The organism is Thermicanus aegyptius DSM 12793 (genome assembly GCF_000510645.1).
Taxonomy (GTDB): Bacteria; Bacillota; Bacilli; order Thermicanales; family Thermicanaceae; genus Thermicanus; species Thermicanus aegyptius.
On record NZ_KI783301.1, the window covers coordinates 3263715 to 3289856 of the forward strand.

The 26142-nt window shown below is 50.8% G+C and carries 26 protein-coding genes; 4 read left to right on the forward strand and 22 right to left on the reverse strand.

All coding sequences use genetic code 11. The features are described from left to right. Positions 1–49: 49 nt before the first annotated feature. From THEAE_RS0117395 to THEAE_RS0117425, 7 genes are all read right to left on the reverse strand, one after another. A complete protein-coding gene (locus THEAE_RS0117395; protein ID WP_028988301.1) occupies positions 50–700 on the reverse strand; it encodes an amino acid ABC transporter permease in 651 nt (216 codons plus the stop codon). Further along, entirely contained in the window at positions 697–1368 is a 672-nt protein-coding gene (locus tag THEAE_RS0117400; protein ID WP_028988302.1) for an amino acid ABC transporter permease, read from the reverse strand. Before THEAE_RS0117400 ends, THEAE_RS0117395 begins: the two co-directional genes overlap by 4 nt. Beyond that, entirely contained in the window at positions 1368–2183 is an 816-nt protein-coding gene (locus tag THEAE_RS0117405; RefSeq protein WP_028988303.1) for a transporter substrate-binding domain-containing protein, read from the reverse strand. The genes THEAE_RS0117400 and THEAE_RS0117405 overlap by 1 nt, the downstream gene beginning before the upstream one ends. 50 nt (positions 2184–2233) lie before the next feature. Next, positions 2234–3013: an amino acid ABC transporter ATP-binding protein gene (locus THEAE_RS21635; protein WP_425426432.1), complete on the reverse strand. Its 780-nt coding sequence runs from the start codon at positions 3011–3013 to the stop codon at positions 2234–2236. A gap of 341 nt (positions 3014–3354) precedes the next feature. Further along, positions 3355–3864, reverse strand: coding sequence for a hypothetical protein (locus THEAE_RS0117415; RefSeq protein WP_028988304.1), 510 nt, complete (start codon positions 3862–3864; stop codon positions 3355–3357). 6 nt (positions 3865–3870) lie between these two features. Then, positions 3871–5193: an HD domain-containing protein gene (locus tag THEAE_RS0117420; protein ID WP_028988305.1), complete on the reverse strand. Its 1323-nt coding sequence runs from the start codon at positions 5191–5193 to the stop codon at positions 3871–3873. Between the two features lie 20 nt (positions 5194–5213). Then, positions 5214–5801: a DNA-3-methyladenine glycosylase I gene (locus THEAE_RS0117425; RefSeq protein WP_005585744.1), complete on the reverse strand. Its 588-nt coding sequence runs from the start codon at positions 5799–5801 to the stop codon at positions 5214–5216. A 279-nt stretch (positions 5802–6080) separates the two neighbouring features. On the opposite strand from THEAE_RS0117425, the gene THEAE_RS0117430 reads away from it, so the two are divergent. Further along, positions 6081–8474 carry a heavy metal translocating P-type ATPase gene (locus tag THEAE_RS0117430; protein ID WP_028988306.1) on the forward strand — a complete coding sequence of 798 codons (2394 nt, stop codon included), beginning with the start codon at positions 6081–6083 and terminating at the stop codon, positions 8472–8474. 78 nt (positions 8475–8552) lie between these two features. After that, entirely contained in the window at positions 8553–8930 is a 378-nt protein-coding gene (locus THEAE_RS0117435; protein ID WP_039944534.1) for a PaaI family thioesterase, read from the forward strand. A gap of 85 nt (positions 8931–9015) precedes the next feature. Here THEAE_RS0117435 and THEAE_RS0117440 read toward each other — a convergent pair whose 3' ends face one another. The 3 genes from THEAE_RS0117440 to THEAE_RS0117450 all read right to left on the reverse strand — a co-directional run bounded on the left by THEAE_RS0117440 (position 9016) and on the right by THEAE_RS0117450 (position 11296). Next, complete coding sequence (locus THEAE_RS0117440; RefSeq protein ID WP_245605585.1) at positions 9016–10293, reverse strand: PQQ-dependent sugar dehydrogenase; 1278 nt, start codon at positions 10291–10293, stop codon at positions 9016–9018. Positions 10294–10666: 373 nt separating this feature from the next. Beyond that, on the reverse strand, positions 10667–10876 hold the full coding sequence (gene copZ, locus THEAE_RS0117445; protein WP_005585749.1) for a copper chaperone CopZ: 210 nt from the start codon (positions 10874–10876) through the stop codon (positions 10667–10669). Between the two features lie 72 nt (positions 10877–10948). Then, positions 10949–11296, reverse strand: a complete 348-nt coding sequence (locus THEAE_RS0117450) for a metal-sensitive transcriptional regulator (RefSeq protein WP_028988309.1) — start codon at positions 11294–11296, stop codon at positions 10949–10951. A 340-nt stretch (positions 11297–11636) separates the two neighbouring features. Here THEAE_RS0117450 and THEAE_RS0117460 point away from each other — a divergent pair, with 340 nt between their 5' ends. After that, positions 11637–12707, forward strand: a complete 1071-nt coding sequence (locus tag THEAE_RS0117460; protein ID WP_005585751.1) for an undecaprenyldiphospho-muramoylpentapeptide beta-N-acetylglucosaminyltransferase — start codon at positions 11637–11639, stop codon at positions 12705–12707. Positions 12708–12733: 26 nt separating this feature from the next. Here THEAE_RS0117460 and THEAE_RS0117465 read toward each other — a convergent pair whose 3' ends face one another. The 7 genes from THEAE_RS0117465 to nagA all read right to left on the reverse strand — a co-directional run bounded on the left by THEAE_RS0117465 (position 12734) and on the right by nagA (position 19806). Continuing rightward, positions 12734–13540, reverse strand: a complete 807-nt coding sequence (locus THEAE_RS0117465; RefSeq protein ID WP_028988310.1) for a Cof-type HAD-IIB family hydrolase — start codon at positions 13538–13540, stop codon at positions 12734–12736. Positions 13541–13662: 122 nt separating this feature from the next. Then, a complete protein-coding gene (nagB, locus tag THEAE_RS0117470; RefSeq protein WP_028988311.1) occupies positions 13663–14430 on the reverse strand; it encodes a glucosamine-6-phosphate deaminase in 768 nt (255 codons plus the stop codon). Positions 14431–14561: 131 nt separating this feature from the next. Further along, positions 14562–15047: a PTS sugar transporter subunit IIA gene (locus THEAE_RS0117475; protein ID WP_028988312.1), complete on the reverse strand. Its 486-nt coding sequence runs from the start codon at positions 15045–15047 to the stop codon at positions 14562–14564. A 189-nt stretch (positions 15048–15236) separates the two neighbouring features. Then, positions 15237–16157, reverse strand: coding sequence for a DUF7916 family protein (locus tag THEAE_RS0117480; protein WP_028988313.1), 921 nt, complete (start codon positions 16155–16157; stop codon positions 15237–15239). 139 nt (positions 16158–16296) lie between these two features. Then, complete coding sequence (gene nagE / locus THEAE_RS0117485; RefSeq protein WP_028988314.1) at positions 16297–17655, reverse strand: N-acetylglucosamine-specific PTS transporter subunit IIBC; 1359 nt, start codon at positions 17653–17655, stop codon at positions 16297–16299. Positions 17656–17779: 124 nt separating this feature from the next. Next, positions 17780–18514, reverse strand: coding sequence for a GntR family transcriptional regulator (locus THEAE_RS0117490; protein WP_245605586.1), 735 nt, complete (start codon positions 18512–18514; stop codon positions 17780–17782). Between the two features lie 65 nt (positions 18515–18579). Further along, complete coding sequence (gene nagA / locus THEAE_RS0117495; protein WP_052330273.1) at positions 18580–19806, reverse strand: N-acetylglucosamine-6-phosphate deacetylase; 1227 nt, start codon at positions 19804–19806, stop codon at positions 18580–18582. Positions 19807–20187: 381 nt separating this feature from the next. Here nagA and THEAE_RS0117505 point away from each other — a divergent pair, with 381 nt between their 5' ends. Further along, positions 20188–21117, forward strand: a complete 930-nt coding sequence (locus THEAE_RS0117505) for a Gfo/Idh/MocA family protein (RefSeq protein WP_028988318.1) — start codon at positions 20188–20190, stop codon at positions 21115–21117. Between the two features lie 69 nt (positions 21118–21186). Here THEAE_RS0117505 and mnmA read toward each other — a convergent pair whose 3' ends face one another. The 5 genes from mnmA to THEAE_RS0117535 form a co-directional block, all read right to left on the reverse strand. Further along, on the reverse strand, positions 21187–22338 hold the full coding sequence (gene mnmA, locus THEAE_RS0117510) for a tRNA 2-thiouridine(34) synthase MnmA (RefSeq protein ID WP_039945488.1): 1152 nt from the start codon (positions 22336–22338) through the stop codon (positions 21187–21189). Positions 22339–22529: 191 nt separating this feature from the next. Beyond that, positions 22530–24188: a b(o/a)3-type cytochrome-c oxidase subunit 1 gene (locus THEAE_RS0117515; RefSeq protein ID WP_028988320.1), complete on the reverse strand. Its 1659-nt coding sequence runs from the start codon at positions 24186–24188 to the stop codon at positions 22530–22532. Further along, the gene (locus THEAE_RS0117520; protein ID WP_028988321.1) at positions 24185–24658 is read right to left on the reverse strand and encodes a cytochrome c oxidase subunit II; all 474 of its coding nucleotides are present in this window, start codon (positions 24656–24658) and stop codon (positions 24185–24187) included. Before THEAE_RS0117520 ends, THEAE_RS0117515 begins: the two co-directional genes overlap by 4 nt. Before the next feature lie 20 nt (positions 24659–24678). Further along, positions 24679–24840: a hypothetical protein gene (locus THEAE_RS23180; RefSeq protein ID WP_005585766.1), complete on the reverse strand. Its 162-nt coding sequence runs from the start codon at positions 24838–24840 to the stop codon at positions 24679–24681. Positions 24841–25228: 388 nt separating this feature from the next. Beyond that, positions 25229–26071 (reverse strand): DegV family protein, encoded by an 843-nt coding sequence (locus THEAE_RS0117535; RefSeq protein WP_028988323.1) that lies wholly within the window; start codon positions 26069–26071, stop codon positions 25229–25231. Between the last annotated feature and the right edge of the window lie 71 nt (positions 26072–26142).

Sequence of the window (26142 nt, forward strand, 5' to 3'; positions counted from 1 at the left end):
ATCGGACGATAAAAAAAGAGCCTTCCCATCGGGGGGTTGGCTCTTTTGGTCAGTAGCTTTGATGAATCATTTTTCGTTGTTGGCGTCTGGCTAGAACCGACAAAGTATAATTCAAAGCAAAATAGGTTAAGGCAACCATGCCGAAGATTGAAAATACCTGTGCCGGTGTATTGTATTGGCCCATGATGATCATTCCTTTTCCCGTCAGCTCCTCAACCCCCACCGCCCAAACAAAAGAGGTGTCTTTTACTACGGTGACAAATTGGGATACCAGCGGCGGAATCATGTTTCGCAAAGCTTGCGGGAGAATGATGTGAACCAGCGTCTGCCTGTACGTAAACCCTTGAGACTTTGCCGCTTCCCATTGTCCTTTGTCGATGGAGTTCAGCCCACCACGCACAATTTCGGCAATAATCGCCGACGTAAATACCGTCATGGCTAAAATTCCTGAATAAACGGGTTCCAGGGTGGTCAAAAAGCGAAACGACAAAATAAAGAGAAGCAAGGGAACGTTTCGAACGACTTCAATATAAAACGCGGCAGCTCTCCCCAGTAAAAAGTGGTTAGAATATCGCGCGATTCCCAAGATCGTACCGATTAGAAAACTAAAGAGAATCGTCATCACCGCAATATATAATGTGGTCATCAATCCTTGGGCGAGGAATCGAAATATTTCCGGTTTAAACAGCTCAGAAATCATGCCGTCACCTCCGCTCTACGCTCCAAATAACGAGCGAGCCTGGCCAACGGATAGCAGAGGGAGAGATAAAGTAAACCGACAACCACATAAGCCGGGCCGTAATACAAGGTGTCACTCGACCAAGAATCGGCATGATACATGATATCCCCCCCGGCAACCATGGCAAGAACGGAGGTGTTTTTAATCAAGTTCACCGCCTGGTTGGTTAGAGGAGGGAAAACAACTCTTAATGTCTGAGGCAAGATGATATAGCGCATCGCTTTCCAATAGGTGAAGCCTTGGGATAGGGCCGCTTCCATTTGCCCCCGGTGAATGGACTGAATGCCGGCACGCACCACCTCGGCAATATATGCCCCGTGGTAAATTCCCACTCCCAAAATTCCCACCGCCAAGACATGCAGCATAATCCCCAAATGCGGGAGACCATGATATAAGACAAATACCTGAATCACCAAGGGAGTATTTTGAATAAATTCTACATACACCCTGCTCATCAGTTTAGATGGTTTCCAAGGGGAAGTCGCAAGCATTCCAAAGATTGTCCCGAGTATCATCGCTAACGTTAAGCCAAGGACGGATACCAGAATGGTTGTTCCAAACCCTTCTGCAAATAGGGTCCAATCGCGAAATAAGGCTTCCCATTTAAACCATGCGAAAGGTCCAACCACTATTGAAGACCCCACTTCTGAATCAATTTGTCCAGTTCACCGGAATCTTTCAGCTCTCGAATCGTATCATTTACCACCTTGGCCAATCCATCATTCCCTTTTTTGCTGGCAACGCCATAATCTTGCGGACTAAATTTATCATCAAGAATCACCTTCGAATCATTGAGGTAACCCGCAAGGATCGAGCGGTCCACCGAGAAACTGTCGACACGGCCGGATTCCAACGCCGTATTAATTTCGGGATAGGTGGCAAATTCAAGAAAATTCACCTTGATCCCTAGCTTGTCGGCTGCTTCCTGGATCGCTTTTTTCGTGGTGGCGCTTTGGGCTACTCCAATGGTCTTGCCGTTTAGATCTTTCAAACCGGTGATGCCGGAGTCTTTTTTCACCATAAGCCCTACAGAATCCGTATAATATGGATCGGAAAAGTTATAGCTTTTCTTGCGTTCTTCCGTAATCGTAAACGTTGCTACCACGATATCGACATCTCCGTTATCGAGCAGGGGACCACGGGTTTTCGCCGTCACAGCCTGAAGTTCAACTTTATTGGGATCTCCCAAAATTTTCTTGGCAATCGCCCTGGCAATATCCACTTCAAACCCGTCAATCTGATCCGTTTTGGGGTCTTTATAGCCGAATTTCGGCACATCGGCTTTCACTCCTACCTTGAGTACCCCGCGGTCTTGGATGGCTTTGACATCGGCAGGCGTTGAGTCACTTCCGGTGTCGGAGGAAGTGGATGTAGCAGAACCACAACCTGCCAATAAAATGGCGAACAGAAATAAACTTGTCAAAAGAATTCCAATTTTTTTCATCTGTGCATATCCTCCTTATCGATATATTGTAATCCTGAGTTTTATCAGGCCTACACCCTTTCTTTTTCACCGCGTTGATCACTTGATTGAGAATGGGATAAACGCAAGATCCGGCTCAGAAATAACTTCGTTCGTTCATGGCTCGGGTTGGTGAAGAAGTGCTCCGGAGACCCTTCTTCGAGAATCTCTCCATCATCCATAAAAATGACCCGATCAGCCACCTGGCGGGCAAATCCCATCTCATGGGTGACCACAACCATCGTAATCCCTTCATGAGCCAGGTCGATCATGACATCCAACACTTCTTGAATCATCTCGGGATCCAGTGCGGAAGTGGGCTCATCAAACAGCATGATTTTCGGCCTCATATTCATCGCCCGGGCGATCGCCACCCTCTGCTGTTGCCCTCCCGATAGCTGTGAAGGGTACGCATTGGCCTTGGCCGCCAACCCAACTCTTTCGAGAAAAGCCATTCCCGTCTCTTCCGCTTCTTTTTTGGGAACTTTTTTGATCAAAATGGGGGCTAAGGTCACATTCTCCAAAACCGTTTTATGGGGATAAAGATTAAACTGCTGAAACACCATCGCGACAGATTGGCGGATCTCGGTCACCGGCGCCTTGGGTGCCGTAATATCCACCCCGTCAATGATCACTTTGCCGTCGCTCGGTTTTTCCAAAAGATTCATGCATCGAATGAGCGTACTTTTCCCTGACCCGCTGGGTCCAATCACAACCAATTTCTCTCCTGTGTTCACTGTCAAATTGATCGATTTTAGCACGTGATGATGGCCAAAGTATTTATTAACGTTTTCTAATCGAATCACACCGATCGTTCCTCCTGCTTCGTTTGAGCAACTTCAAACATTGCTTTGATTGTAAAAAAATTTTGCGAGAAGAAGTTTTAAACATTATCTGAGTTTTGTTGGATTTATTCAATTACAGAATATAAAGATTTCAAAAGCTGCGCTCCATACATCCAAATTTTAAACAAGCGTACTAAATTCTTAAAGTCTATTTTTTAATAAACGTATATCGATGGATGATAACTTAACGATTATTACTAGATTATAACCTCTTTACACAACCGGCGCAAGATTTGATTTGCGCAAATTTGGGATGTTTCCTGATCTCGATCATTTTTGCAAAAAACGATCCGTTCTATGGACCAAGTTTAGTCGCGGGATGCCGTGGGTTTTATTTTTTCGTGATAAAAGCGAACCGCTTCCTCCAAGTGGCCGGCGAGGTGGGGTTTCAGCTCCTCCGCTTTCATTTTCGCCTGTTCCATCCCATATCCGGAATCAAGGAGATAGGCGTATGTGCTCACCATTTCCAGAAAAGTGGCGCTCTCTCCGTTTAACTCTCCAACCAGCTTCTCATCAAGGGGAAACCGATATCCCCCCTCCTCCTCCAAACTTTCCTTAAATGCAATCCCCTTTCCCGTCAGGGAATAGAGGTAGGTCTCCTCCTCATGCCGCTCCGCGAGCAGGTCCTGTTCCACCAATGCGTTGATCTCCTCCTGAAGAGAGGCGGAATAAGGGCCGTAGTAGTGGTACTCGTAAGGATAACGGAACTCCTCCCCATGGGCGGACAAGAGGTGGATCATCTTCTGCAATTTCTTCCTACCTTTAATCTCCCCGGCCACAGCAAAGAACTTAAGAAGTCGATATGTAGAATGAAACATCAGGAATTACCCCTCTTTCCCTGTTAAAAGTTCAACCTTGATCTCTTTCGGCACGTAAATCCTCTGGATGGAGAGCCGTTTGCTCCGGATCAACCGGACCAGATCGGAGATCTCGGAAAGCTCCTCCCCTCTCCCTGCCTCGTCAAAAAGAATGACCCGTTCCGACGCCTCCCGCTCCGATTCCTTCTCCCCTGTGACCGTCGATTGGGAAAGGTACGGATCCTTATAGGGGATGCCGCTCGCCTCGTCCCGCAGGAAGAGGTATTTATCCATAGGAGGAGATAGGTTCAGCTTTGAGGCGATCTCCTTCACCCTTTGAAATAGGGTAGGCATATCATACGGAATCGAGATGGATTTGTAGAGGTCTCTGTCCAGGATTCTCCGGGAGAGATCCCGCAATATGGGATCCTCATGCTTCCGCCATTGGCTGATATAGTACCATAGGGTATAATCGGTGAGCGAAAGATACTGAGGGAGGATTCCGGACGTTCCTTTTTGGTTGAGCAATTTGCTCAACTCTTCCGGTAGAACCATTTCCCCCTTTTTTTCTAATTCTACCGCCCTTTCAAAGATTTTGTCGATCATAAGTTCTGCACTTCTTGTCGTCTTATGCAGATAAACATGGACAAACATATAATAGCGGGCCATGATGAAATCTTCCGCGATGGAAAGCCCTTTCTCCCGATCAAGGCCCACCTGAACCTCCCCGTCCATCTCCCCAATCCGGAGGGTGTGAATCAGCCACTCCAGGTCGAAACGTCCGTATCCTGCTCCGGTCATCTGGGCATCCCGGAGAAGGTAATCCATCCGATCCACATCAAGCTGGCTGGAGAGGAGCTTTACCACCGCACGGGACGAATGGGTACGCTGGATCACATCGGCCACCTCTTGGGCAAAGCCGGTCCGGTAAGTCTCCAGGATCTGGTGGATCGTCGTATTGCCCAGGATGATGGCGATGGTCCAATGTTCATGGCGGAGATTGGTCGTCTTCTCCAACGCGTGGGAAAAAGGCCCATGACCGATGTCATGAAGGAGGGCTGCCGCAAGGGCGAGAAGGCGACGTTCCTTAAGCTCCTCCGCATAGCGCCGTGCTTCGCCACGGGTCTCCTGGATGATCTTGTCCAGAAAACGTTTCATCAGGTGAACCACCCCGAGGGAATGGGAAAAACGGGTATGTTCCGCTCCCGGATAAGTGAGGAAGGAAAATCCCAACTGCTTAATATGATGCAGGCGTTGAAACTCAGGCGCATCTATCAAGTCGAGCAGGAGCCGTTCCTCTACCTTGTCAAACTGGATGATATTATGAACCGGATCCCGAAAGGTTTTCATCCCTTCCCTCATCCCTTTCTTCATACAAGCTTCCCGTTGTCCCTAAGTTCTTTATATCGAAAACAATCGGTGGTATGATCCATCACCATGCCTACCGACTGCATGTAGGCATAACAAGAAGTAGAACCTACGAAACGAAACCCTCTCCTTTTCATGTCCCGGCTCATGGCGTCCGATTCCACCGTTCGGGTCGGCACATCCCCTAAGCTTCTCCAATGGTTGATCTTCGGGACTCCCCCCACGAAAGACCAGATATACTCCCTAAAGGTGCCAAACTCTTCCTTCACGGCTCGATAGGCCCTGGCATTATGGATCACCGCTTCGATCTTCCTCCGATTTCGGATGATGGATGGATCGGAAAGAAGTTCATCCACTTTTCTTTCATCATAAAGGGCGATCTTCTCCGGATCAAAGAAATCAAAAGCGGTTCGAAATGCTTCCCTCTTCTTCAAAATGGTGAACCAGCTTAGACCCGCCTGCATCCCTTCCAGGACGAGGAACTCAAACAGGAGGCGATCGTCATAAACCGGAACTCCCCATTCCCGATCATGATATGCGATATAGAGAGGATCTTGGGTGGTCCAAGCGCAGCGAATTACCTTTTCCATCCGCTCACCTCTTTCTTTTCTCCTATCATACATCAGGGAAAATTCCCAGACAATCGATTTCCTCCCACACGGTACGGATCCTCTCTCTTTCGTTTCTCTTTCGTTGAACACGCGTGAATCGATTCATGTCTTCGCGGCCGGTTCTCCCTTGAATTTATACGGCAGACCTTGTATAATAAACACATACCCCGTATGGGTATATGCAAACCCCTACGATTTATAGTCAAGTTCGTTTATGTGAACCATATAGGAAGAGAGAAGAAGGAGGAGGAGGTTTCCATGACTGAGGGAACCAAGCGCATCACCCTCAACATTACCGGCATGACCTGCGCCACGTGCGCGACCCGCGTAGAAAAAAATCTCGGGAAGATCGAAGGGGTCTCCCTGTCTAATGTAAACTTGGCCAGCGAGAAAGCGACGGTGGTTTATGATCCCGCCAAAACCAACCTGGAGGCTCTCATCCAGCAGGTGCAAAAGACGGGATACGGTGTGTTGGAAGAGAAAGTGGATCTCATCATTACGGGGATGACCTGCGCGGCGTGTGCCAATCGCGTGGAGAAGGCACTGAAGAAGGTGGACGGCGTCTTACGTGCCAATGTAAATTTGGCCAGCGAAAAGGCGAGCGTTACCTTCATCCCGGCCCAGACCCAGATCAGCCAACTTGTGGCCGCCGTAGAAAAAGCGGGATATGGAGCAAAACCTGCCGCAGACGTCTCTCCCCGAACGGAAGAAGAGGAACGGGAAAAGCGGTATCGGAGAGAGTTTAATGCTTTCCTCTTCGGCGCCATCATCTCTATTCCCTTCCTCCTTCAGATGATCAGCGATTTCTCGGGATATTCCTTTTTTATGATGCCGGGCCCACTTCAGTGGGTCCTCGCCACCTTGGTTCAGTTTACCATCGGTTGGCGCTTCATCCGAGGGGCTTACAATGCTCTTCGGGGAGGAAGCGCCAATATGGATGTGCTGGTGGCGTTGGGAACCCTGGCCGCTTATCTTTACAGCACCGTTCTTCTTTTCCTCAATATTCGCCATGGGCTCTATTTTGAGGCCTCGGTCGTGGTGATCACCCTGATTATCTTAGGAAAATTGCTGGAAGCCAAAGCAAAGGGAAGAACCTCCAACGCGATCAAGAAACTGATGGGCCTCAAAGCGAAGACGGCACACCTGGTACGAAATGGTGAAACCGTGGAGATTCCCATCGAGGAAGTGAAGGTGGGAGATCTCCTCCTGGTGAAAGCGGGGGAAAAGGTGCCCGTGGACGGGGAGATCGTTGAGGGCAGGACCTCCATCGACGAATCGATGCTCACCGGGGAAAGCCTCCCCGTGGAGAAAGGAGTGGGCGATCCCGTCACCGGGGCTACCTTAAATAAACATGGCTCCTTCACGATGAAAGCAACCAGGGTGGGGAGCGAGACGGCCCTCGCCCAGATCATCCGCATGGTGGAAGAAGCGCAAGGGTCAAAAGCGCCGATTCAGAGCCTGGCGGATGCCATTTCCGGCGTTTTCGTCCCCATCGTGATCGGCATCGCCCTTGTTACGTTTCTCCTCACCTATTTCTTCGTCGATTTTAATGCGGCGCTGATCAGCGCCGTGGCCGTACTCGTCATCGCCTGCCCATGCGCCCTGGGGCTGGCCACGCCTACCGCCATCATGGTGGGGACGGGAAAGGGGGCGGAACATGGGATCCTGATCCGCAGCGCAGAACACCTGCAGCTGTTAAAAGAGGTGAATGCGGTCGTTCTCGACAAGACGGGAACCATCACGAAAGGTAAACCGGAGGTGACGGAGCTCTTTGCCGCCGACGGTGAAGAAGAGGAGCTTCTCCGCCGAGTGGCAAGCGCCGAGCAGGGTTCGGAACACCCCCTGGGAGAGGCGATCCTGGAACGGGCCCGGGAGAAAAATATTTCCCTCTATCAATTGACCAATTTCGAGGCGATTCCCGGCTATGGGATCCGTGCAACCATAAATGATGAAGAACTCTTTGTGGGAAATAAAAAACTGATGGATCGGGAAGAAATCCCCTACAGACCCCATCTTTCCCGAATAGAGGAATTGGAGGGGAAGGGAAATACGGTCATGATGGCGGGGAAGAAAGGAATCTTCCTGGGATATGTGGCTGTGGCGGATACGGTGAAGGAAACCTCCGCGCAAGCCATACAGGAATTAAAAAAGATGGGGATTCAGGTCATCATGATCACCGGGGATAATGCCCGCACGGCGAAGGCGATCGGGGATGAAGTGGGTGTGGATCGCATTCTGGCGGAGGTATTGCCGGAACACAAAGCCCTGGAAGTGGAGAAGCTGAAGAAGGAGGGGAAGAGGGTGGCGATGGTGGGAGACGGAATTAACGATGCCCCTGCCCTGGCCGCCGCCGATGTAGGGATCGCCATCGGAACGGGGACCGATGTGGCGATGGAGGCCGCCCCCATCACCCTGATGCGGGGAGACCTGCTTTCCATCGTGGAGAGCATCCAGCTTTCCCGGGCCACCATGAGGAAAATCTACCAGAACTTTTTCTGGGCGTTCGGATATAATGTGGTCCTTATCCCCGTGGCCGCTTTCGGTCTCTTAAACCCTGTCCTGGCCGGGGCGGCCATGGCTATGAGCTCCGTTTCGGTCGTGACCAACACCCTCTTCCTGAACCGTTGGAAACCTCGTCATCAAGGAGCATAAACGGCCCTCTCCCGCGAGATAGCGGGAGAGTTTTGTTTTTTGGTATCAGAACTTTCAAACACAAGGGAGGACCGGTCAATGATCCAACAGCCATTGGATGAATTTTACCAGTTCAAGCGAGAGAAAATGGAAGAAGATCGTTTTCGCATTACCATGTCGGCCACCGATCTGATGCGAAACAGTTTCGGGGCGATCCACGGAGGAGTGATTTCAACGCTGATCGATTCCGCCATGTGCAACGCGGCTGCAGGCGCCGATGAACTGGGAAAGCAGCTGGCCGTCACCGTTGAGATGAAAATCAACTTCCTGCGCCCTGCATTTGGGAATGAATACACCGCCGACGCTCTCGTGGTCTCTCGGGGAAACCGGTTGATTTACACGGAATGCAAGGTGGTTGATGAAAACGGCGAACTGGTGGCAACGGCAAGCGGCACCTATTACCGGAGGAAAAAGTAAATCATATTGACATATGAGGCTTATGGTTGCATATTTCTCCCGAATCTAGCATCTACTTCCATGCTTTGGATTCCACCAAGCATCCTCAGGGACTTGGTGTGATGGGGGTGTTCGGTGATAATTTAATGATTTTGTCGTCCCCTTGGCCAATTTTTCCTCTTCCATCCCGGTTATTGGTCAAAAGATATAGGGAACCGTCCGGACCTTCGACGATATCGCGAAGGCGTCCGAATTCTTGCTTAAAAAAAGACTCTACACCGGCGATCTCCATCGAATCGCCGATCGTCATTCTAAGCGCCTGTTCACCGCGCAAATTAGCCACCAGGAGATCGCCTTGCCACGGGCCCCGGCTCACAAAGGTCATGCCCGACGGCGCCCACGTCTCTTCCCCGCTGTGGAGAAGCGGCACCCTTAGGTTCGCTCCGTGTTCCGTTCCCTCTCCTTTCTCGTCCCCTCTAATCTTCGGCCAGCCGTAGTTGGCTCCCAGTTCGATGCGATTGATTTCATCATGGGCGGAAGGTCCGTGTTCGGAACTAAAGAGCGCATGGGTGAAGGGATGCCAGGCTAACCCCTGGGGGTTGCGATGGCCCCACGAATAGACCGGCGACGAATCAAAAGGGTTATCCGGAGGAAGAGTCCCGTCGAGGGCGATTCGCAGGATTTTACCTGCCAAAGAGGAAAGATCCTGGGCCAATTCCGGCCGATACGCATCTCCGGTGGTCATGTACAAATACCCATCGGGGCCGACCTTGATCCTCCCTCCGTTGTGAAAGCGATTCCCCGGTATATTGTCCAGCAAGACCTTATCGATTTCAGCCTGGCCGCCTTTCAAGCGTAAACGAAGCACCCGGTTTCTGATTTCGCCGTTCTCCCGATATGTGTGGTACACGTAGATCAAGGCGTTTTTATCAAATTGGGGATCCAGGGCGAGCCCCAAAAGCCCCCCTTCCCCCTCGCTCCAAAAGGGATCCGTAAATGAAAAGACCGGTTCCTCCCTAAGTTTTCCATCTTCGATGACCCGTATCCTCCCCGGCCGTTCCGTAAAAAAGAGGCGCCCATCCGGAGCGATATCAAGGGACCATGGGACATTCAGGCGCTCGGCCACCACCTCCACCCGATAGGGAATGGCGGAGGAAAGTCCTTCTCCGTTCTCCGGGGTCGGATCAACGCCCGGCAAAGGGTCCCCGTTCGGTAAGGGTTCCGTGCCGAAACGTTCCCCATGGGAGGGGGAAGACCCATTGGGATTGGATTCCCTATCACCTCCTTGGCAGGCGGCCAAAGCGATCAACAAAATGAAGAGAAGCATCCCTCCCATTCTCTTTCTCCAAGCTTGGCGCACGGTCATTTCAGTGGGTCTTCTCATCACCTCACCCCCATTATCACATCGTTTTCATTCCAATATTTCCGGCAATTCCCCAACATTCCGCCGTTTATCCGCAAACAACCTGCTTTACTTCAATAATCCCTCGCCCATCTCATATTTTCTTATATCTCCCATTTTAGGATAAAGCATATCTAATGTAAACTATTTAAACTCTTCCATTAATTTCGTATATTTTGTGTAAGGAAAGAAAGAATCTGTCGTTACACCCAACTATGTACCCTCTCCTCATTGGGAAACGGACCACCCTTTTTTACTTTCCCTGTTTCTTACAGGATACTCAAAAAGGGACTGTTCAAAAAGTCAGCTACCTTTTTTGGACAGTCCCTTTCCATTTCTTTATTCAATTTTAACGTTATGCCACAACCTCATACCCTTCCTCAACGATGGTCTCCTCGATCTTCGACCTTGTCGTTACGTTCGGGTCATATTCCACGTCCACTTTTCCTTCTTTCAGGTGAACCTTCACAGAGGAGACCCCCGGCAGCTTCCCTACGCTTCCTTCAATGGCCATGACACAATGATGGCAGCTCATACCCTGGACCGTCAGCGTTTCCTTCACCATCTCTCATGACTCTCCTTTTCATAAAAATGATACTGCCCCTTTATTATACCATACCCTACTACCGTATACAATCTACTTCATCATCTTGGAGATGGTCTTCGTAAATTCCTCCACCACCTCCGTCTCTCCATTCTTTAGCCTCTCCAATACACAGGTTTTCATGTGGCTTTCTAACAAGATCCTGGCTACCGCATTTAAGGCGGATTGGGCGGCGGAGATCTGATTCAGAACATCGTCACAATAAACGTTCCGCTCGATCATTCCTTTAATTCCCCGGATCTGTCCTTCAATCCGATTCATTCGCTTGGTGAGGTCTTCCTTGATCAATGGGGGGACATGACCCTGGCGGCATCCGGGTCCGCATTGCCCCTCATCACAAGCTTCAAGGTCCTCTTGCAGGGCCTGTTCATCGATTTCCATTAGCCAAACTCTCCTTTGTTCGTTCTCTTCCCATTATACCCTGCCCCCCTATGAAATACCACCTCTCCTTCCTTCATACCTGAAGGAAAACCGATTGGTAGCGGATGAATCGGACCGATGCATTCCCGGCTTCCCGCAATCCCACGAAAACGTTCCAAAAAGGGAGAAAACATTCGCGAATCCATCATTTCCATATGTATAAAAAAACAGGATCTAAGAGGGATTGGGGATCCTGCGGTTTTGGAGAGAGGTATGAATTGGGATCAGGTTGAATCTGCGATAAAAGGTGGTAGACTAATAAGGAACCCCTATCATTTACGGATACAGAGAGGGTGGGATCGTGGCGAAACGAATCTTGTTTACAGGCGGTGGCACCGCAGGCCATGTGATGGTGAATCTGGCGTTAATTCCTTCTTTCCTTAACGAAGGATGGGAAGTCTCTTACATTGGTTCTGAAAAAGGGATTGAGCGTCAGCTCATCACACACTCTTTTCCCCACATTCCTTATTTTCCGATCGCTACCGGAAAATTGCGCCGCTATTTTGACTGGAATAACTTTAAGGACCCTTTCCGGGTGATTCAAGGCGCCTTTCAAGCGTACCGCATCATCGGAAGGATCAATCCGAATGTCCTCTTTTCCAAGGGTGGCTTCGTCGCGGTTCCGGTCATCTTCGGGGCATGGCTGCACCGGGTTCCCATCCTGATCCACGAATCGGATTATACTCCCGGTCTTGCCAACCGCCTCTCCATGCCTTTCGCCTCCAAGATTCTGACCACCTTCCCCGAAACGGAGAGGTTCATCAAAAAGGGAGAGGTGGTTCATGTGGGGGCGGTGGTTCGTGAAGAATTGCGGCAAGGAAATTCGTCCAAAGCCCTAAGCGATACCTCCTTTACCCGCTCCCGGCCGGTCCTCCTCATCATGGGAGGAAGCCTCGGTTCAAAGCGGATTAATCAGGTGGTGAGGGAAAGCCTGGATTCCTTGCTCACCCGTTTTCAGGTGGTTCACATCTGTGGGAAAGGAAACATTGATCCCCGTTTTTCCAAAAGGGGATACATACAATACGAATTTGTACGGGAGGAACTCCCCCATCTCCTCGCCTTGGCCGATTTGGTCGTCTCCAGGGCAGGCGCCAATTCCATCTATGAATTTCTCTCCCTGAAAAAACCGATGCTTCTCATCCCCCTCTCCCGTTCCGCCAGCCGGGGGGATCAGATTTTAAACGCCGAGTCTTTCGCCCGTCACGGGTATGCCTCCGTCCTGATGGAGGAAGAGCTTACCCCCTCTTCCTTTCTCGAAGCGGTTCTTCACCTTTATGAAAATCGGCAGCGTTATATTGAAGCCATGAACCAGAGCGATCAAGGAAATTCTTTAGAAAGGGTGATATCGCTTATCAAACAAACGGCCGGTTAATGCGACTCCTTAGGCTCCGAAAGAAATTATCGATCCAGTCTAAAATACCGATGTAAAACAGGAAGAATGCCATCTTCATCATTGGTGGAAGTGATGAGCCGACTCACCTTCTTTACCTTCTCCACCCCGTTTCCCATGGCCACTCCAAGTCCCACCCGTTCAATCATCTCCACATCGTTTCCGCTGTCACCAAAGGCGATCACCTCTTCCATGGAAATCCCCCATTCCCTGCACACCCTCTCTAAGGCGCTGGATTTGGATACGCCTTCCGCCACCACTTCCACATTGTCGTTTCCCGAAAAGGTGAGATGAACCGGCTCCCCCCGTACCCTATCTTCCAGGGAGGAGTGAAACGCTTCCCGGTCTTCCGGCTTTACGGCGATGAAGAACTTAACAGGGGTGATCCTCCCATCTTCGATCCACCCCTTCATCTCCCCTTTTTTTAAAATTCGGCGCTTCGCCAGGGTCGCCTTTTCCAACTTGCGCTCCGTATAAATGGTCCCATCATGGCCAAAAACTTCATAATACGAGACCCTTGATCCTCCTTCTTCCAAATGGTTGATCAGCCTTAGCGCGGTTCGAGGGGAGATTCCTTGAAACCAAAGCGGTTCCCCTTCCCCGGCATAGATGACCGCCCCGTTGCTGGTGAGGATCCGATCGGGCACGAAGGGATGAAGAAGGGGCAGAATGGCCGAAATAACCCGCCCAGTCGCCACCACGATCTTAACCCCTTTCCCTTTCAGCCAATGAAACGCTTCTAGCGTATCCTGGGAAGGCTTACCGTCCGTGTGGAGCAGCGTCCCATCCATATCTGTGGCAATCAGCCGGTACATGATTCCACTCCTATTCAATTCCTTTTCATTTTTTCACACCCACATCTTTTATTTTTCTCCGTTGGAATTATAAATCCTGCTTTCCATCCCATTGATTTTCCCTCACTCATTTATTTTCTGGGTTACGTTTCTTCTTTTACGATTTCCTCTACCGGCAACCATCCGGCCGCTTCTTGATCGGCGATCACGGTTACATCCGGATGGAGGTGTAGGAGGGAGGCCGGAAGTTCCGTGGTAACCCCTTCAGCGTACAGGCGTGCCAAAACCTCTTTTTTATCGGCACCGCTCACAAGGAGGAGAATCCGCTTCGCCTTCATAATCGACCCTACTCCCATGGTGATGGCATGCGTGGGCACCTCTTCGATACTCCGAAAGAAACGGGCATTCGCCTCCCGGGTTTCCTCCGTTAAAGCCACCACGTGGGTCCCCACCTCAAGGGATAGGGAAGGTTCATTAAATCCAATATGGCCGTTATGACCTATCCCAAGAATTTGGAGATCAATCCCACCCCGTTCTTCAATGAGCCGGTCATATTCCTCGCACGCCTTACACTCCTCGTCGGAGAACTCTCCTTTTTCGGCATAGGGAATATGCCTGTTTTCAGGAAGGAGATCCACTTTGCTGAAGAGGTGCTCGTTCATATAGTAATGATAACTCTGGGGATGATCCGGGGTGAGGCCGATATATTCATCCAGGTTAAAGGTGGTTACTCCTTTTAAAGAGATCTCCCCCCGCCTCACCATCTCCGACAACTCTCCGTACATTCCGATCGGTGTACTCCCGGTGGCCAGCCCTAAAACAGAGGTCGGCTTATTCCGCACCTGTTCCGCCACCATCTCCGCTGCCAGGCGGCTGAGCTCAGCATAATGATTTACAATTCTCCACTTCATAATGACTTCCTCACTCCTTCGGGGATTTTCTTCCTTTCCCGAATCAGCTTGCATGATGATTTTAACGTTTTCTAACCTCTTCTGCCCATTCCCTTTCAAGATCCGGGGGTGAAAAGGAAATCATAAAGAAGTTATTTTAGGGTGATGCGCATGAGAGGGGTTTCTCCGGCTTTAAGGGGTTTGTGGGGAAGAATTTCCAACTTTTCTACCCAATCCATGTTGGTGATCACAATTGGAGAGATGGGATTCGCCTTCTCCTCTATTTTTTTCAGATCAAATCGCAGGAGTGGGGTACCGGCCTTCACCTTCTCTCCCGCCTTTACCAGAGCTTGGAACCCTTCCCCTTTTAGGGCGACGGTCTCAAGGCCCACGTGGATTAAAATCTCAAGTCCCGAGAGGGTGCGTATTCCCAGGGCATGCATCGTGGGGAAAACCTGTATCACCTCACCCTCCGCCGGAGAGAGAACCTCCCCTGATGAGGGCAAGATGGCTGCACCGTCACCAATCATCTTTTCATTAAAGGTGGGGTCGGGAACCTCCGTAATGGCCACTTTCTCCCCAGTCATCGGCGAGAGAATCTGAATTTCCTTCTTTTTTTCAAACCATTTTCCAAACATTGAATACATCCTTTCATTTATTAGGGTTCATCGATTCTTATCCAAATCACTTCCCGGCCTTGAGGTTCCCATATGAACTCGATAGCCGGGAAGCAAATATGCGAGGCAGGAGTAGTCCCATGGATAGGATGCAATCCACCGACCGATAGCCGGGAAGTAAATAGAAGAGGGAACGGCGGACCCGCCTTTTTATCTCAGTGGAGAAGCGGCCATGCGCAGATACGTATGACGGATGCCTCGGATGGCAATCGAGTATGTCTTGATGTTCTCCGGAACGGCAATTCCGGCAAATCCCGCATCACCGATATGATAAAGGTCTGCTCCAGCCATCTTACTCATGATGGCGATCTCACGAATCGTCTCCGAATCGGAGCCTTCCTGACTCGTCCCGGTGGCCAGCATCGCCAAGGCTCCGCCCTCATGAACCCATTCTACCCACTTCGACGCCTTCTCCAGGGTGATGCCTGGAACCGTACCCGGCGAAGGAAGGAGAACCACATCGGCACCTGCCTCTATAAACTCTTCCAGCACGTTGCGTGATAGAATCTCCGCTCCCGTTTCTCCCTCTACACCTGCCCCGTGCATCTTTCCTGCGATAATCAGGGAATCTTTTCCTAGGATACGGCGAGCCTTCCTTATGGCTTTCGCAATCTCCCCATTGGTCACGCCGGTCTTAGGATTTCCGGTAAGACAAATAAAATCTACCCCGAGTTCTTTCGCCCTTTCCAGAGACTTTTCACTCGCCATTCTCCCCTCGGGGAGGGAGAGAAGGGATTCTAACGGCTTCGCATCGGGATCAACCGGCTCCAAGTTGACCCCGACCGGACGCCCAATCATCTCTTTTAAACGGAAAATCACCCTTTCCGGCTCCACCCCTTCCAGACCCTCGATTCCGGGATGAAAGAAGTCGAAGAAATTAAGAAGAATAAGATCCGCCCCAAATGCCGCCGCCACTTCTGCATTGGTTACACCAGGATAAAGGGGGGGAACGGCAGAAATCACCTCGGCCAAAAGCGTCCTTCCCTCCGCAGCCTGAATGGAACGTTTCAAATCCTGCCCTGTCATGGCGGAAAAATCACTGGCCCGACAATCTAAAATTCGTTTCGTCACCTTTTTCCACTCCTTTTGGACACCCGTCTTTTTCATCTCATGGAAAAGAGAAACCTTGACCACCCAATGGAAGAAGGTGGTCAAGGATAAACAACTTCTTTCAAAGGTCCGTGAAGCATTCCTGCCGTGAAACAGCCATTTATAGCTTCTGCTTCATCTCATTGGCGACAAACTCCACATCCGTACCCACCACGACCTGCATCTCCTTCTCGCCCATCTTGATGATTCCCTTTGAACCGAGACGTTTCAATTCTTCCTCATTTACTTTTGCCGGATCTTTCACCGTGAGGCGGAGACGGGTGATGCAATTATCCAGGGAGACGATATTGCCGCTTCCGCCGAGGGCAGCCAAATACCCATCGGCCAGGGCGGCATACTTCCCTTCCCCTTCAACGGCGATTCCCTCACCTTCCTCATCGGTCCTGCCCGGTGTCTTAAGATCCAATGCACGGATGAGGAAGTAGAAGACCACAAAATAGACCACTCCATAGATAATCCCCACTCCGAAAAGGAGCCAAGGCTTTTGGGCGATTCCCATGTTAAGGAAGAAATCAATCGCCCCGGCTGAGAACGTAAATCCGTGATGGATCCCTAACCAGTACGCGATCATCAGGGAGAATCCGGTTAATACGGCATGGACCAAATAAAGCACCGGGGAGAGGAACATAAAGGCGAACTCGATCGGTTCCGTAATTCCGGTGAGGAAGGCGGTAAAGGCGACGCTGAATAAAAGACCCGCCACCTGTCTCCTCTTCTCCTTCTTCGCAGCCGCCCACATGGCCAAAGCGGCCGCAGGAAGTCCGAACATCATGACCGGGAAGAAGCCGGCCATGAAAATTCCCGCCGAAGGATCCCCGGCGAAGAACCGGTGAAGATCCCCCGTCGCCCCGTTATATTCCCCGAAGACGAACCAGACCAGGCTGTTAATCACATGATGAAGTCCCAGGGGGATGAGGAGGCGGTTAAGGAGGCCGTAAATTCCCACTCCGATGGCGCCGGCGGTGGTAAGCCATTCACCGACGGCGTTAATCCCCGCCTGGATGGGAGGCCAGATGAACCCGAAGATAAAGGCCAAAACGATCATGAGAAGTCCCGTCACGATGGGGACAAATCTCCGGCCGCCGAAGAAAGCCAACCAGTCGGGCAGTTTGGTATCTTTAAAACGATTGTACATAAGGCCTGCAATGACGCCCGACAAGATTCCGCCCAACACCGACATGTTGATCGTTTCATTAATGGCTCCGGCCCCTTTCGTCAGGATCAAATAGGCGATGGCCCCGGCCAGTCCCGCCGCACCGTTATTGTCCTTCGACATCCCTACCGCCACACCGATGGCGAAGATAAGGGGGAGGTTGTCAAAGACGGCGGACCCGGCTGCCGAAATAAAGGGAATGTTGAGCAAATCGGGCTGACCGAAGCGGAGCAATAATCCCGCCACAGGCAGGATGGCGATGGGAAGCATCAAGGCTTTCCCGATCCTTTGCAGAAAACCTAACATTAGAATTCATCTCCTTTACTTTTTTCTATGAAAAAGCTTCCCCATTGGAAGCTATTTCATGCACGTTAAACTTCCAGTTCTTTTCCTCTTCCTCACACCTTGGGCCAATTCCCCAGGTTTCGTCTCAAGTCGATCCTCTTCTTAAATCTACGGTAAATGTATACCGGTCTCCCCGGTAGATCGATTTTACGATTTCCATAGGCTTTCCATCGGAAAAGTAGGTGATTCCACGAATGAGGAGAACCGGTGATCCTTCAGGAATTCCCAGAATGTGACTTTCGCCTTTACGGGCGATGGAGGCTTCGATATTTCTCCGTCCATGGGAGATCGTAAGGGAAAGTTCATTCTCTACATATTCAAAAAGAGAACGTTCCATCTTCTCCTTGGTCAGGCCAGGAAGCCGTTCCACCGGGATGTAATTGGTTTCGAAGGCCATCGGGATTCCGTCGGCCAATCGCAACCGCTTTATTTCATAAATGGAAGCTCCCTCTTCAATCTGTAATAATTGGGCCATTTCAGGATCGGCAGGGAGAACTGCAAATCCTTTCACTTCCGTGCCAGGGACATGGCCGCGCAGCAGCATTTCCTCGGTAAACCCTGTCACTAAGCCAAGGCTCCGTTCGATCTTCTTCTCCGCCACGAAGGTCCCCTTCCCCCGCTGACGTTTTAAGTACCCATCCCGCACCAGATCCGTTACCGCTTGCCTAACCGTCATGCGGCTGATTCCAAACCTTTCCGATAGCTCCCGTTCCGAGGGGATCAATTGGCCGGGAAGCCACTCCCCCTTCTCAATGCTCTCCTTCAGGAACTCCTTTAACTGATAATAGATCGGAAGGGGTGATTCTTTATCGATCTTCAATCCACCCACCTCTTCTTTCTGTAGAGTCACCAACTGGTTTTCATCATGCCCATGCCTGCGACCGCTCAGCGGACAACCGACGATAGCGAATAGGCCAGCCTACCTCTGCAAAAGGTAAAAACGAGTTCGTTCTCCTCATTTAAGAGGAGGATATCGGCGTCCTTCCCCACGGCGAGACTTCCCTTCCGGTGAAGGAGATGAAGCTCCTTCGCAGGATTGTAGCTCGCCATCCGGATCGCCTCCTCAAGGGTGCAGCCCGAAAAACGCATCATGTTCCGTACCCCTTTATCCATGGTGAGAACGCTTCCTGCGAGGGTGCCGTCCGCCAAAGTAGCCTTTCCATCCGCAACGAAGACCTCCTGCCCCCCTAACTCATATTTCCCGTTTCCCAGGCATTTGGCCCGCATCGCATCGGTAATCAAGGTTATCCCCTCTTTCCCTTTCATTCGATAGGTAAGGGCGACCACTTCCGGATGGACATGAATTCCATCTGCGATCAGTTCCACCATCAGTTGATTCATGAGGAGAGCCGCTCCGGCGGTTCCCGGTTCCCGGTGGTGCATTCCCCGCATGGCGTTAAAGAGATGGGTCACATGGGTCGCCCCGGCTTCCACTCCCCGTCGTACCTGTTCCAACGTGGCGTCCGTATGTCCGATCGAGGAAATGACTCCCGTCTCATGGAGATAGCGGATCAGGGAAAGCACCCCCTCTTCTTCCGGGGCTAAGGTGACCAGTCGAATCAAATGTCCCGATATTTCCTGCCAGTGTTGAAAGAGAGCGAGATCCCCGGGCAGGATCGATTCGACAGGTTGGGCCCCTGCATGCTTCCTGGAAAGAAACGGCCCTTCCAGATGAATCCCCAGGATTTCAGCCCGTCCACCTTCCATCTCCCCTTCGTCATTCCCCACCACCCTCTTCCCCTTCTCCACATAACGGCCTATATTCATCACCGCTCGTTCAATCCGCTCCGGAGCCTCCGTAATCGTGGTGGCAAGGAAAGAGGTCGTACCTTCCCGGGGGAGAGTACCCGCGATGCGGTTAAGCGCCTCTTCCGTGGCATCCATCACATCGGCTCCCCCTGCTCCATGAATGTGGAGGTCGATAAATCCAGGAATAGCCTTCAATCCCTTTCCGCTCAAATCAAGCCGTTCCCATTCCGGTGAAACAGCGGGGCTTTCTTCCATTCTTCCTAAACCGCCGATCTCTCCACCGTTCATCTCAATATAACCGTTTTCAATCCAACCGTCCTCCGTATAGATGGAGACCCCTTTAATGAAACGCTTTCGTTTCAACGTACACACCACTCTTTCTTGGATCACTTTGATCTTATCACCTTAATATCTAGTTGTCTATACCTTTTTCTTCATCCCTACTCCCCCTCTCCATTTCTTTATGACGTAATGATCGAGTCCTTACTTTTTCTTTCCCCTTCTTCGCTCTTTATGCAATCTCTCCTTTCCTTACTCTCTCCTTTTTCCTTTTTTCCCATTCCTTCTTCCGATTTCACCCCTGAGATCCCTTTCTTCCTAGATCCAATCCCATTTCCCCTTTCTTTTCCCCACCCATTGTAGTATTGTGAATAAGGGCATTCCTCTCGTTTCTCCGTACATGAAATCATCCATGAGAGCCATAGAGAAACGGGCGATTGGGAAAAAAATAAAGGAGGCGTTAAAATGGTACGGATCGGAGTGGTAGGAATCGGAAACATCGCCCAAAAGGCGTACCTTCCCATCTTGGGAAAGATGGAAGGGGTAGAGCTTCACTTGGTTACCCGCAATGAAGAAACGTTGCGTAAAATAGGCGATCAATACCGGATCAAAAACAGGTATCGAACGGTGGAGGAGATTCTCACCCTTCCCTTGGATGGCGTCTTCGTACATACGGCTACCGAATCCCATCCATCCATCGTCTCCACGTTGCTCCACCATGGATTTCACGTCTACGTGGATAAACCCCTTGCTTACACCTACCAAGAGGCGGAGAGGCTGGTCCGCCTGGCGGAAAAGATGAATCGAATCCTCATGGTAGGGTTTAACCGGCGTTTTGCTCCGATGGTGAGGGATCTTAAAGCGATGAAGGGGCCAAAACTCCTGCTCATGGAGAAAAACCGCTCCTCCCTCCCCGGCGAGATACGCACTTTCCTCTTCGACGATTTTATCCACGTCGCGGATACCCTGCGTTTCTTATTGCAAGAGCCGATCTTGAATTTCCATGTCCATACCCGTAGAGAGGGGGAACTCCTCTATCATATCGCCCTTCATCTCATCAGCAAGCATCATCACGCCATCGGCATAATGAACCGGGATAACGGCGTTGCGGAAGAAAAAATCGAAGTGATGAGTCCCGGTTGGAAACGGGAGATCCGAAACCTGAATGAGGGAACCGACTATCGGGACGGTAAAGAGATTCGCCTATCTTTTGGGGATTGGGATCCTATCCTCTATCGAAGGGGTTTTACCGACATCATCACCCACTTTATCGAGGCGATCCAGGGAAAAAGAACGATCGATCCCTCTGCCCAGGATGCTTTGGAGACCCACCTTCTCCTCGAAAAGGTGATCGAACACATCACGGGGGAAGAAATGGAAAGAAGAGGCGTTTAATCCAGCGGGAATGCGTCACGCGGAGGCGTATGGGTGCATAAAACCGATGATTCGAAGGGACGAAAAAGGCTATATTGGAAGCTTTTCTACGGTTTGAAAAAGGGGGCGTTCACGAAAATAAGGCCGTTCCACCGTATCGATCAGCCCCCCTCCCAGGCAAACCTCCCCGTCATAAAAGACCACCGCCTGACCGGGAGTAATGGCCTTTTGGGGCTGGAGAAAGCGGAGATGTACACGGCCCGCCTCTTCAACCCTAACCTCAACCTCCTGATCCGGCTGCCGATAACGAAACTTCGCCGTGCATTGAAATCGGCGGGCTGGGGGTGACCCGGCCACCCAGTTTACCTCTTCCGCCGTTAAGGATGTGGCATAGAGGGCGGGATGGTTCTCCCCTTGGGCGACATAAAGGATATTCTTCTTTAGGTCCTTTTCCGCTACAAACCAAGGCTCCCCGGTTCCGATCCCACCAATGCCGAGGCCGGAACGCTGCCCGTAGGTGTAATACATCAGCCCGTCATGGCGCGCCAGCACCTTCCCGTCTTCCACATTCCGTATCTCTCCAGGTTGGGCAGGAAGATATCGGCTCAAAAATTCCTTAAAATCCCTCTCCCCGATAAAGCAGATTCCGGTGCTGTCTTTCTTCTTCGCCGTCGCGAGTCCAACCCTTTCCGCGATGGCCCGTACCTCTTTCTTCGTCCGTTCCCCCAAGGGAAAGAGGGCCTTCGACAGCTGGAACTGATTTAAACGGTGCAGGAAATAGGATTGGTCCTTCCGCTCATCCACTCCCCGAAGGAGTTGAAAAAGCCCATCCCTCTCCCTCACCTTCGCATAATGGCCCATGGCTACATAATCGGCGCCCAGCTCTAAAGCTTTCCGCATAAATTCGCCAAATTTAATCTCCGGATTACACATCACATCCGGATTCGGCGTCCGCCCCCTGCGATATTCTTCAAGAAAATAGGAGAATACCCTCTCCTTGTATTCCTTCTCGAAGTTGACGGAGTAATAGGGAATGCCGATCTGGGTCGCTACCCGACGCACATCGGCAAAGTCCTCATCCGCTGTGCAGCGCCCCCATTCATCCGTCTCATCCCAGTTTTTCATGAAAAGGCCAATCACCTCATAACCGGCTTCCTTTAAAAGGTAAGCCGCTACGGAGGAGTCCACCCCTCCGGACATTCCCACCACGACTCGGATCTTGCGGGAAACTTTTCTATCCATTCTCGTCCACCCTTTCTCTGCGGAAAGTGAGCCGATACGTCCCATCTCCTCATCTTGCGAACCACAACGTCTCTTCGGCTTATTATACCACATCTTCCCCCTTCTCCGTTCATCCACGAATCACAAAAAAGGCTGTCCCATAGGACAGCCACATCGAAACCATAGCCACGTAACCGGCATCCTCCATCGATCTACCACGTCTTATAGCCGATCGACTCCGGCGCACTGTTGACGATCAGATCCACCACAGGAATCGTATAGGCCACGAGGATTAAGACCACGGATACGGTAATCCATAACTTCCAGTTTTCCAGGAAGCGGGGAGTGACCATCGCCTCCTCGTTCTCTTCCCCGAGGGGAAATTCTTCCTCCTCCGATTTCGGCGCGAAGAAACTGAGGTGAATGACGTTATAGATCATGAGCATAGCCCCGATGAAGAGGATCGTGCCGCCAACCGCCAGGGTAGCGTAATTCCCGAAAAAGCCCTCAAACCATTGCTGGGCCACAGGGTTATTGTTGTAGGTGGTAAAGGCGGTACGCCGCGGCGCTCCTTCCAAGCCCAACGTATGCATCGCGATGGACATAATCAGCATCCCCACCGACCAAAAGATGGTCTGGAGAATCCCCATCCGGTTCATGAAAGGAGTCAGTTTCCGCCCGGTCAGATAGGGGAGAAGCCAATAGGTGGCGGCGAAGAAGGTCATCCCCACCGGCGTTCCAACGGTGATGTGGAAGTGGCCCACCACCCATAACGTATTATGAACCATCGAGTCCAGCTGGTAGCTGGCATTAATCAGCCCTCCGATCCCACCGGGGATGAAGAAGAGCATGGCCAGGAAGGCCGCCAGGAACCGTACATCTCCCCAAGGAAGAACCTTCACCCATCCAAAGATCCCCTTCGCCCCTTTCGCCTGCCCTGCCTGTTCAAACGTGGCAAAAAGGGCGAAAGCGGTCATGAGAGAGGGAATGACGACCATGAAGGTGAGAATCACCTGGAGGAACTTCCAACCCTCCTGCACCCCGGGTTCCGTCAACTGATGGTGGAAGCCCACCGGCATGGAGAAAACGATAAAGAGAAGGAAAGCAAGACGGGCCAAAGAGTCGCTGAAAATCTTGCCGCCGATCAGTTTGGGCACATTCACGTACCAAATCATATAGGCAGGCAGAAGCCAGAAGTAGACGAGGGGATGTCCAAAATACCAGAAGAAGGTGCGGGACAATTCCACATTGACCGTCTGAATCCATCCCAGCGAAAGGGGAATCATCTGGAACAGCACGGTAATCGCCACGCCTATGGTAGCGATAATCCAGAGGATATTGGTCGCCGTCACCATAAAGCCGAAGAGAGGGGTCTTCTCTCCCGGATGTTCCTTTCTCCAGCGGAAGTATTGCATAAACATCGCTGCCCCTTCGATCCAAGAACCGACCACAAAGAGGGCGAGGCCAATGTAGAAGATGGGAGAGGCTTTCAAAGGAAGATAAAAGGTATATAGAACGCTCGCCTGTCCTGTCAGGATCATGGCTGCCGCCATCGCGGTCCCTAGGGTCATGGTCCAGAAGCCGACCCAACCGATCTTCCGCTCCGAAGGGGTCATCGGACCCATCGTCCGGCTGTTCCCGGCATAAAAATAGCCAAAGATAAAATAGGTGGTAAAGACTAGGGCGAGCAGAACCCCATGGGCCGTTAAGATTTCATAATAGCTGATCCAGGAAGGGAGCGTAATAATTCCGCCCCGTACCAATCCTTGTAGGATTCCAAAAATGGCACCCAGGAAGACCGCAGTGAAACCAATATAGATATGGCTTAAACTAATGGGAATATCCCGGGAAGAGATCCGTTCCGCTTTCATCCTTCGATCACCTCAATTTCCATCTGCATCAGTTGGTGCCCCGCGCCGCAATATTCATTACAAAGAACCAAATATTTGCCCGGTTTGTCAAAAGTGTATTTTGCGGTGTTTATATATCCGGGAATTAACATCATATTTACATTGGTCCCCACGATGGTGAAACTATGGACCACATCCTTCGTCGTCACATTGAAAACGATTTCTTTCCCGACGGGAACCTGCACCTTATTCGGCTTAAAAGAAAATACCTGGGCAACCAGATTTACCTCATAACGGTTCTCATCCACTTTCTTAACCCCCGGGTTATCAAAGGGCGGGGTCTGATCCACCAGTTTGGGATCAATGGTCTGAAGTCCTCCTGCGGGGGTATGGCCTTGGGCAAAGGCGGTAAACCCCAGCACGATGAGGAAGAGAACCAACGCGGAAATTCCGAAAGTAAGCCAAATCTTTTCATACCGATGAATATGCATCTTTCACTCCCCCATTTCTTCTATGTGCGAGACAAATACAATAAGAACGCGCTTCCCCAGCCTAAAACAATCAAGGTACCTAAGATAAAGACGGCAACTAATGTTCCTTTTAACGAACTTTCGGTTTCGATCTTCTGCTCACGACGGGATTCCAGGGGTCTCTTTTCTAAAGGCGTGCTCATATCGCTCCCTCCTTCCCTCAAAAAACTTCTCCAAAAACTTCATGATTTCAACACATCCAGCTCTACTATACAACATAAAAAATAAAAAAAAACGGGTTTGCCCCGTCTGTACCTAATCTTTCATAATGTTTTGTCCCAATACCCCATTTTCCACTATGTCCATAGTAACAAAACAAAAACTGCGCTCTCTTTTTCCCTTCTTTCCATCGTCTCCATAGGTTTTACGGAGAAGATAAGAGAGAATGGGCCCGGAAATTTTACCTGTTTCGCCTTTTTCAGATCCCTTTTCATCACGATGAAAGGAGTTTTTCATTTGTCAAGGGAATCGGCTCATTTCCCCTAAAAAAACGAACGATTTTTGTCATAATGGTGAACGAATCCCTTCAGATCACACCTTATACCACGTTAGACCAAGCGTCCCGGCCCCAACATGGGTTCCGATCACCGGTCCAAAAACGGAAATATGGTATTCCACATGGGGATAAAGCGATTTCAATTCCTCTACCCATCGGGACGCTTCCTCCTCTGCATTGGCGTGGATCACACAGGCCCGCATGGGCACTCCTTCCTTCGCATCGGCGGCGAAGTGCTCGTAAATTCTCTCCTTCGCTTTTTTAAACGTCCGAATCTTTTCTACCGGGGTGATCCTTCCTCCGCGGATGGTTAAGATCGGTTTAATCTGCAGCACACTCCCCACCACAAACTGGGCGGCATTTAGCCGTCCTCCCCGATGAAGATGGCTTAGATCATCGACCAAAAAGTATGATTCGAATCGTTCCTTCAGCTCCTCCAGCCGTTGGACAATCGCATCCGCCTCTAAACCTTCCTCCTCGAGGCGCAACCCTTCCTGAAGCATATAGGTGACGGGATAGGTGGCAATCCGGGAATCGATCGCCTTCAAAGGGAAGCCCACCATCTCCGCGGCTTGAACCGATGTCTGGTAGGTTCCGCTAATCCCGCTGGAGAGATGAACGGCAATGCCTTGTTCATATTCAGCGGCCAACCGTTCATAAAGAGAGATGAAATCCCCGATGGAGGGTTGGGAGGTTTTGGGGAGCGTCTTCGTCCTTTTCATCCGCTCGTAGAACTCCGCAGTTGTGATCTGCTCTCCCTCCTTGAAGCTCTCCTCGCCAAAAATAACGCTTAACGGAACCACGTGGATGCGGTGAGCTTCCAGCCAGTCTTTCTCCGCATAACAAGTGCTGTCTGTAATCCAAGCGATTTTTTTCATCCTTCTTCCCCCTTCTTTTCCTTCCTCCACCTTCTCGCGACAACATGTACTTTTTTCTATCCTATCAAATG

What these genes read in the sequence shown, in the direction of transcription:
- THEAE_RS0117395 (WP_028988301.1), bottom strand. Translation starts at nt 700, where the DNA reads ATGATTTCTGAGCTGTTTAAACCGGAAATATTTCGATTCCTCGCCCAA.
- THEAE_RS0117405 (WP_028988303.1), bottom strand. Translation starts at nt 2,183, where the DNA reads ATGAAAAAAATTGGAATTCTTTTGACAAGTTTATTTCTGTTCGCCATT.
- THEAE_RS0117415 (WP_028988304.1), bottom strand. Translation starts at nt 3,864, where the DNA reads ATGTTTCATTCTACATATCGACTTCTTAAGTTCTTTGCTGTGGCCGGG.
- THEAE_RS0117420 (WP_028988305.1), bottom strand. Translation starts at nt 5,193, where the DNA reads ATGAAAACCTTTCGGGATCCGGTTCATAATATCATCCAGTTTGACAAG.
- THEAE_RS0117425 (WP_005585744.1), bottom strand. Translation starts at nt 5,801, where the DNA reads ATGGAAAAGGTAATTCGCTGCGCTTGGACCACCCAAGATCCTCTCTAT.
- THEAE_RS0117430 (WP_028988306.1), top strand. Translation starts at nt 6,081, where the DNA reads ATGACTGAGGGAACCAAGCGCATCACCCTCAACATTACCGGCATGACC.
- THEAE_RS0117435 (WP_039944534.1), top strand. Translation starts at nt 8,553, where the DNA reads ATGATCCAACAGCCATTGGATGAATTTTACCAGTTCAAGCGAGAGAAA.
- THEAE_RS0117440 (WP_245605585.1), bottom strand. Translation starts at nt 10,293, where the DNA reads ATGAGAAGACCCACTGAAATGACCGTGCGCCAAGCTTGGAGAAAGAGA.
- copZ (WP_005585749.1), bottom strand. Translation starts at nt 10,876, where the DNA reads ATGGTGAAGGAAACGCTGACGGTCCAGGGTATGAGCTGCCATCATTGT.
- THEAE_RS0117450 (WP_028988309.1), bottom strand. Translation starts at nt 11,296, where the DNA reads ATGGAAATCGATGAACAGGCCCTGCAAGAGGACCTTGAAGCTTGTGAT.
- THEAE_RS0117465 (WP_028988310.1), bottom strand. Translation starts at nt 13,540, where the DNA reads ATGTACCGGCTGATTGCCACAGATATGGATGGGACGCTGCTCCACACG.
- nagB (WP_028988311.1), bottom strand. Translation starts at nt 14,430, where the DNA reads ATGAAGTGGAGAATTGTAAATCATTATGCTGAGCTCAGCCGCCTGGCA.
- THEAE_RS0117475 (WP_028988312.1), bottom strand. Translation starts at nt 15,047, where the DNA reads ATGTTTGGAAAATGGTTTGAAAAAAAGAAGGAAATTCAGATTCTCTCG.
- nagE (WP_028988314.1), bottom strand. Translation starts at nt 17,655, where the DNA reads ATGTTAGGTTTTCTGCAAAGGATCGGGAAAGCCTTGATGCTTCCCATC.
- THEAE_RS0117505 (WP_028988318.1), top strand. Translation starts at nt 20,188, where the DNA reads ATGGTACGGATCGGAGTGGTAGGAATCGGAAACATCGCCCAAAAGGCG.
- mnmA (WP_039945488.1), bottom strand. Translation starts at nt 22,338, where the DNA reads ATGGATAGAAAAGTTTCCCGCAAGATCCGAGTCGTGGTGGGAATGTCC.
- THEAE_RS0117515 (WP_028988320.1), bottom strand. Translation starts at nt 24,188, where the DNA reads ATGAAAGCGGAACGGATCTCTTCCCGGGATATTCCCATTAGTTTAAGC.
- THEAE_RS0117520 (WP_028988321.1), bottom strand. Translation starts at nt 24,658, where the DNA reads ATGCATATTCATCGGTATGAAAAGATTTGGCTTACTTTCGGAATTTCC.
- THEAE_RS23180 (WP_005585766.1), bottom strand. Translation starts at nt 24,840, where the DNA reads ATGAGCACGCCTTTAGAAAAGAGACCCCTGGAATCCCGTCGTGAGCAG.
- THEAE_RS0117535 (WP_028988323.1), bottom strand. Translation starts at nt 26,071, where the DNA reads ATGAAAAAAATCGCTTGGATTACAGACAGCACTTGTTATGCGGAGAAA.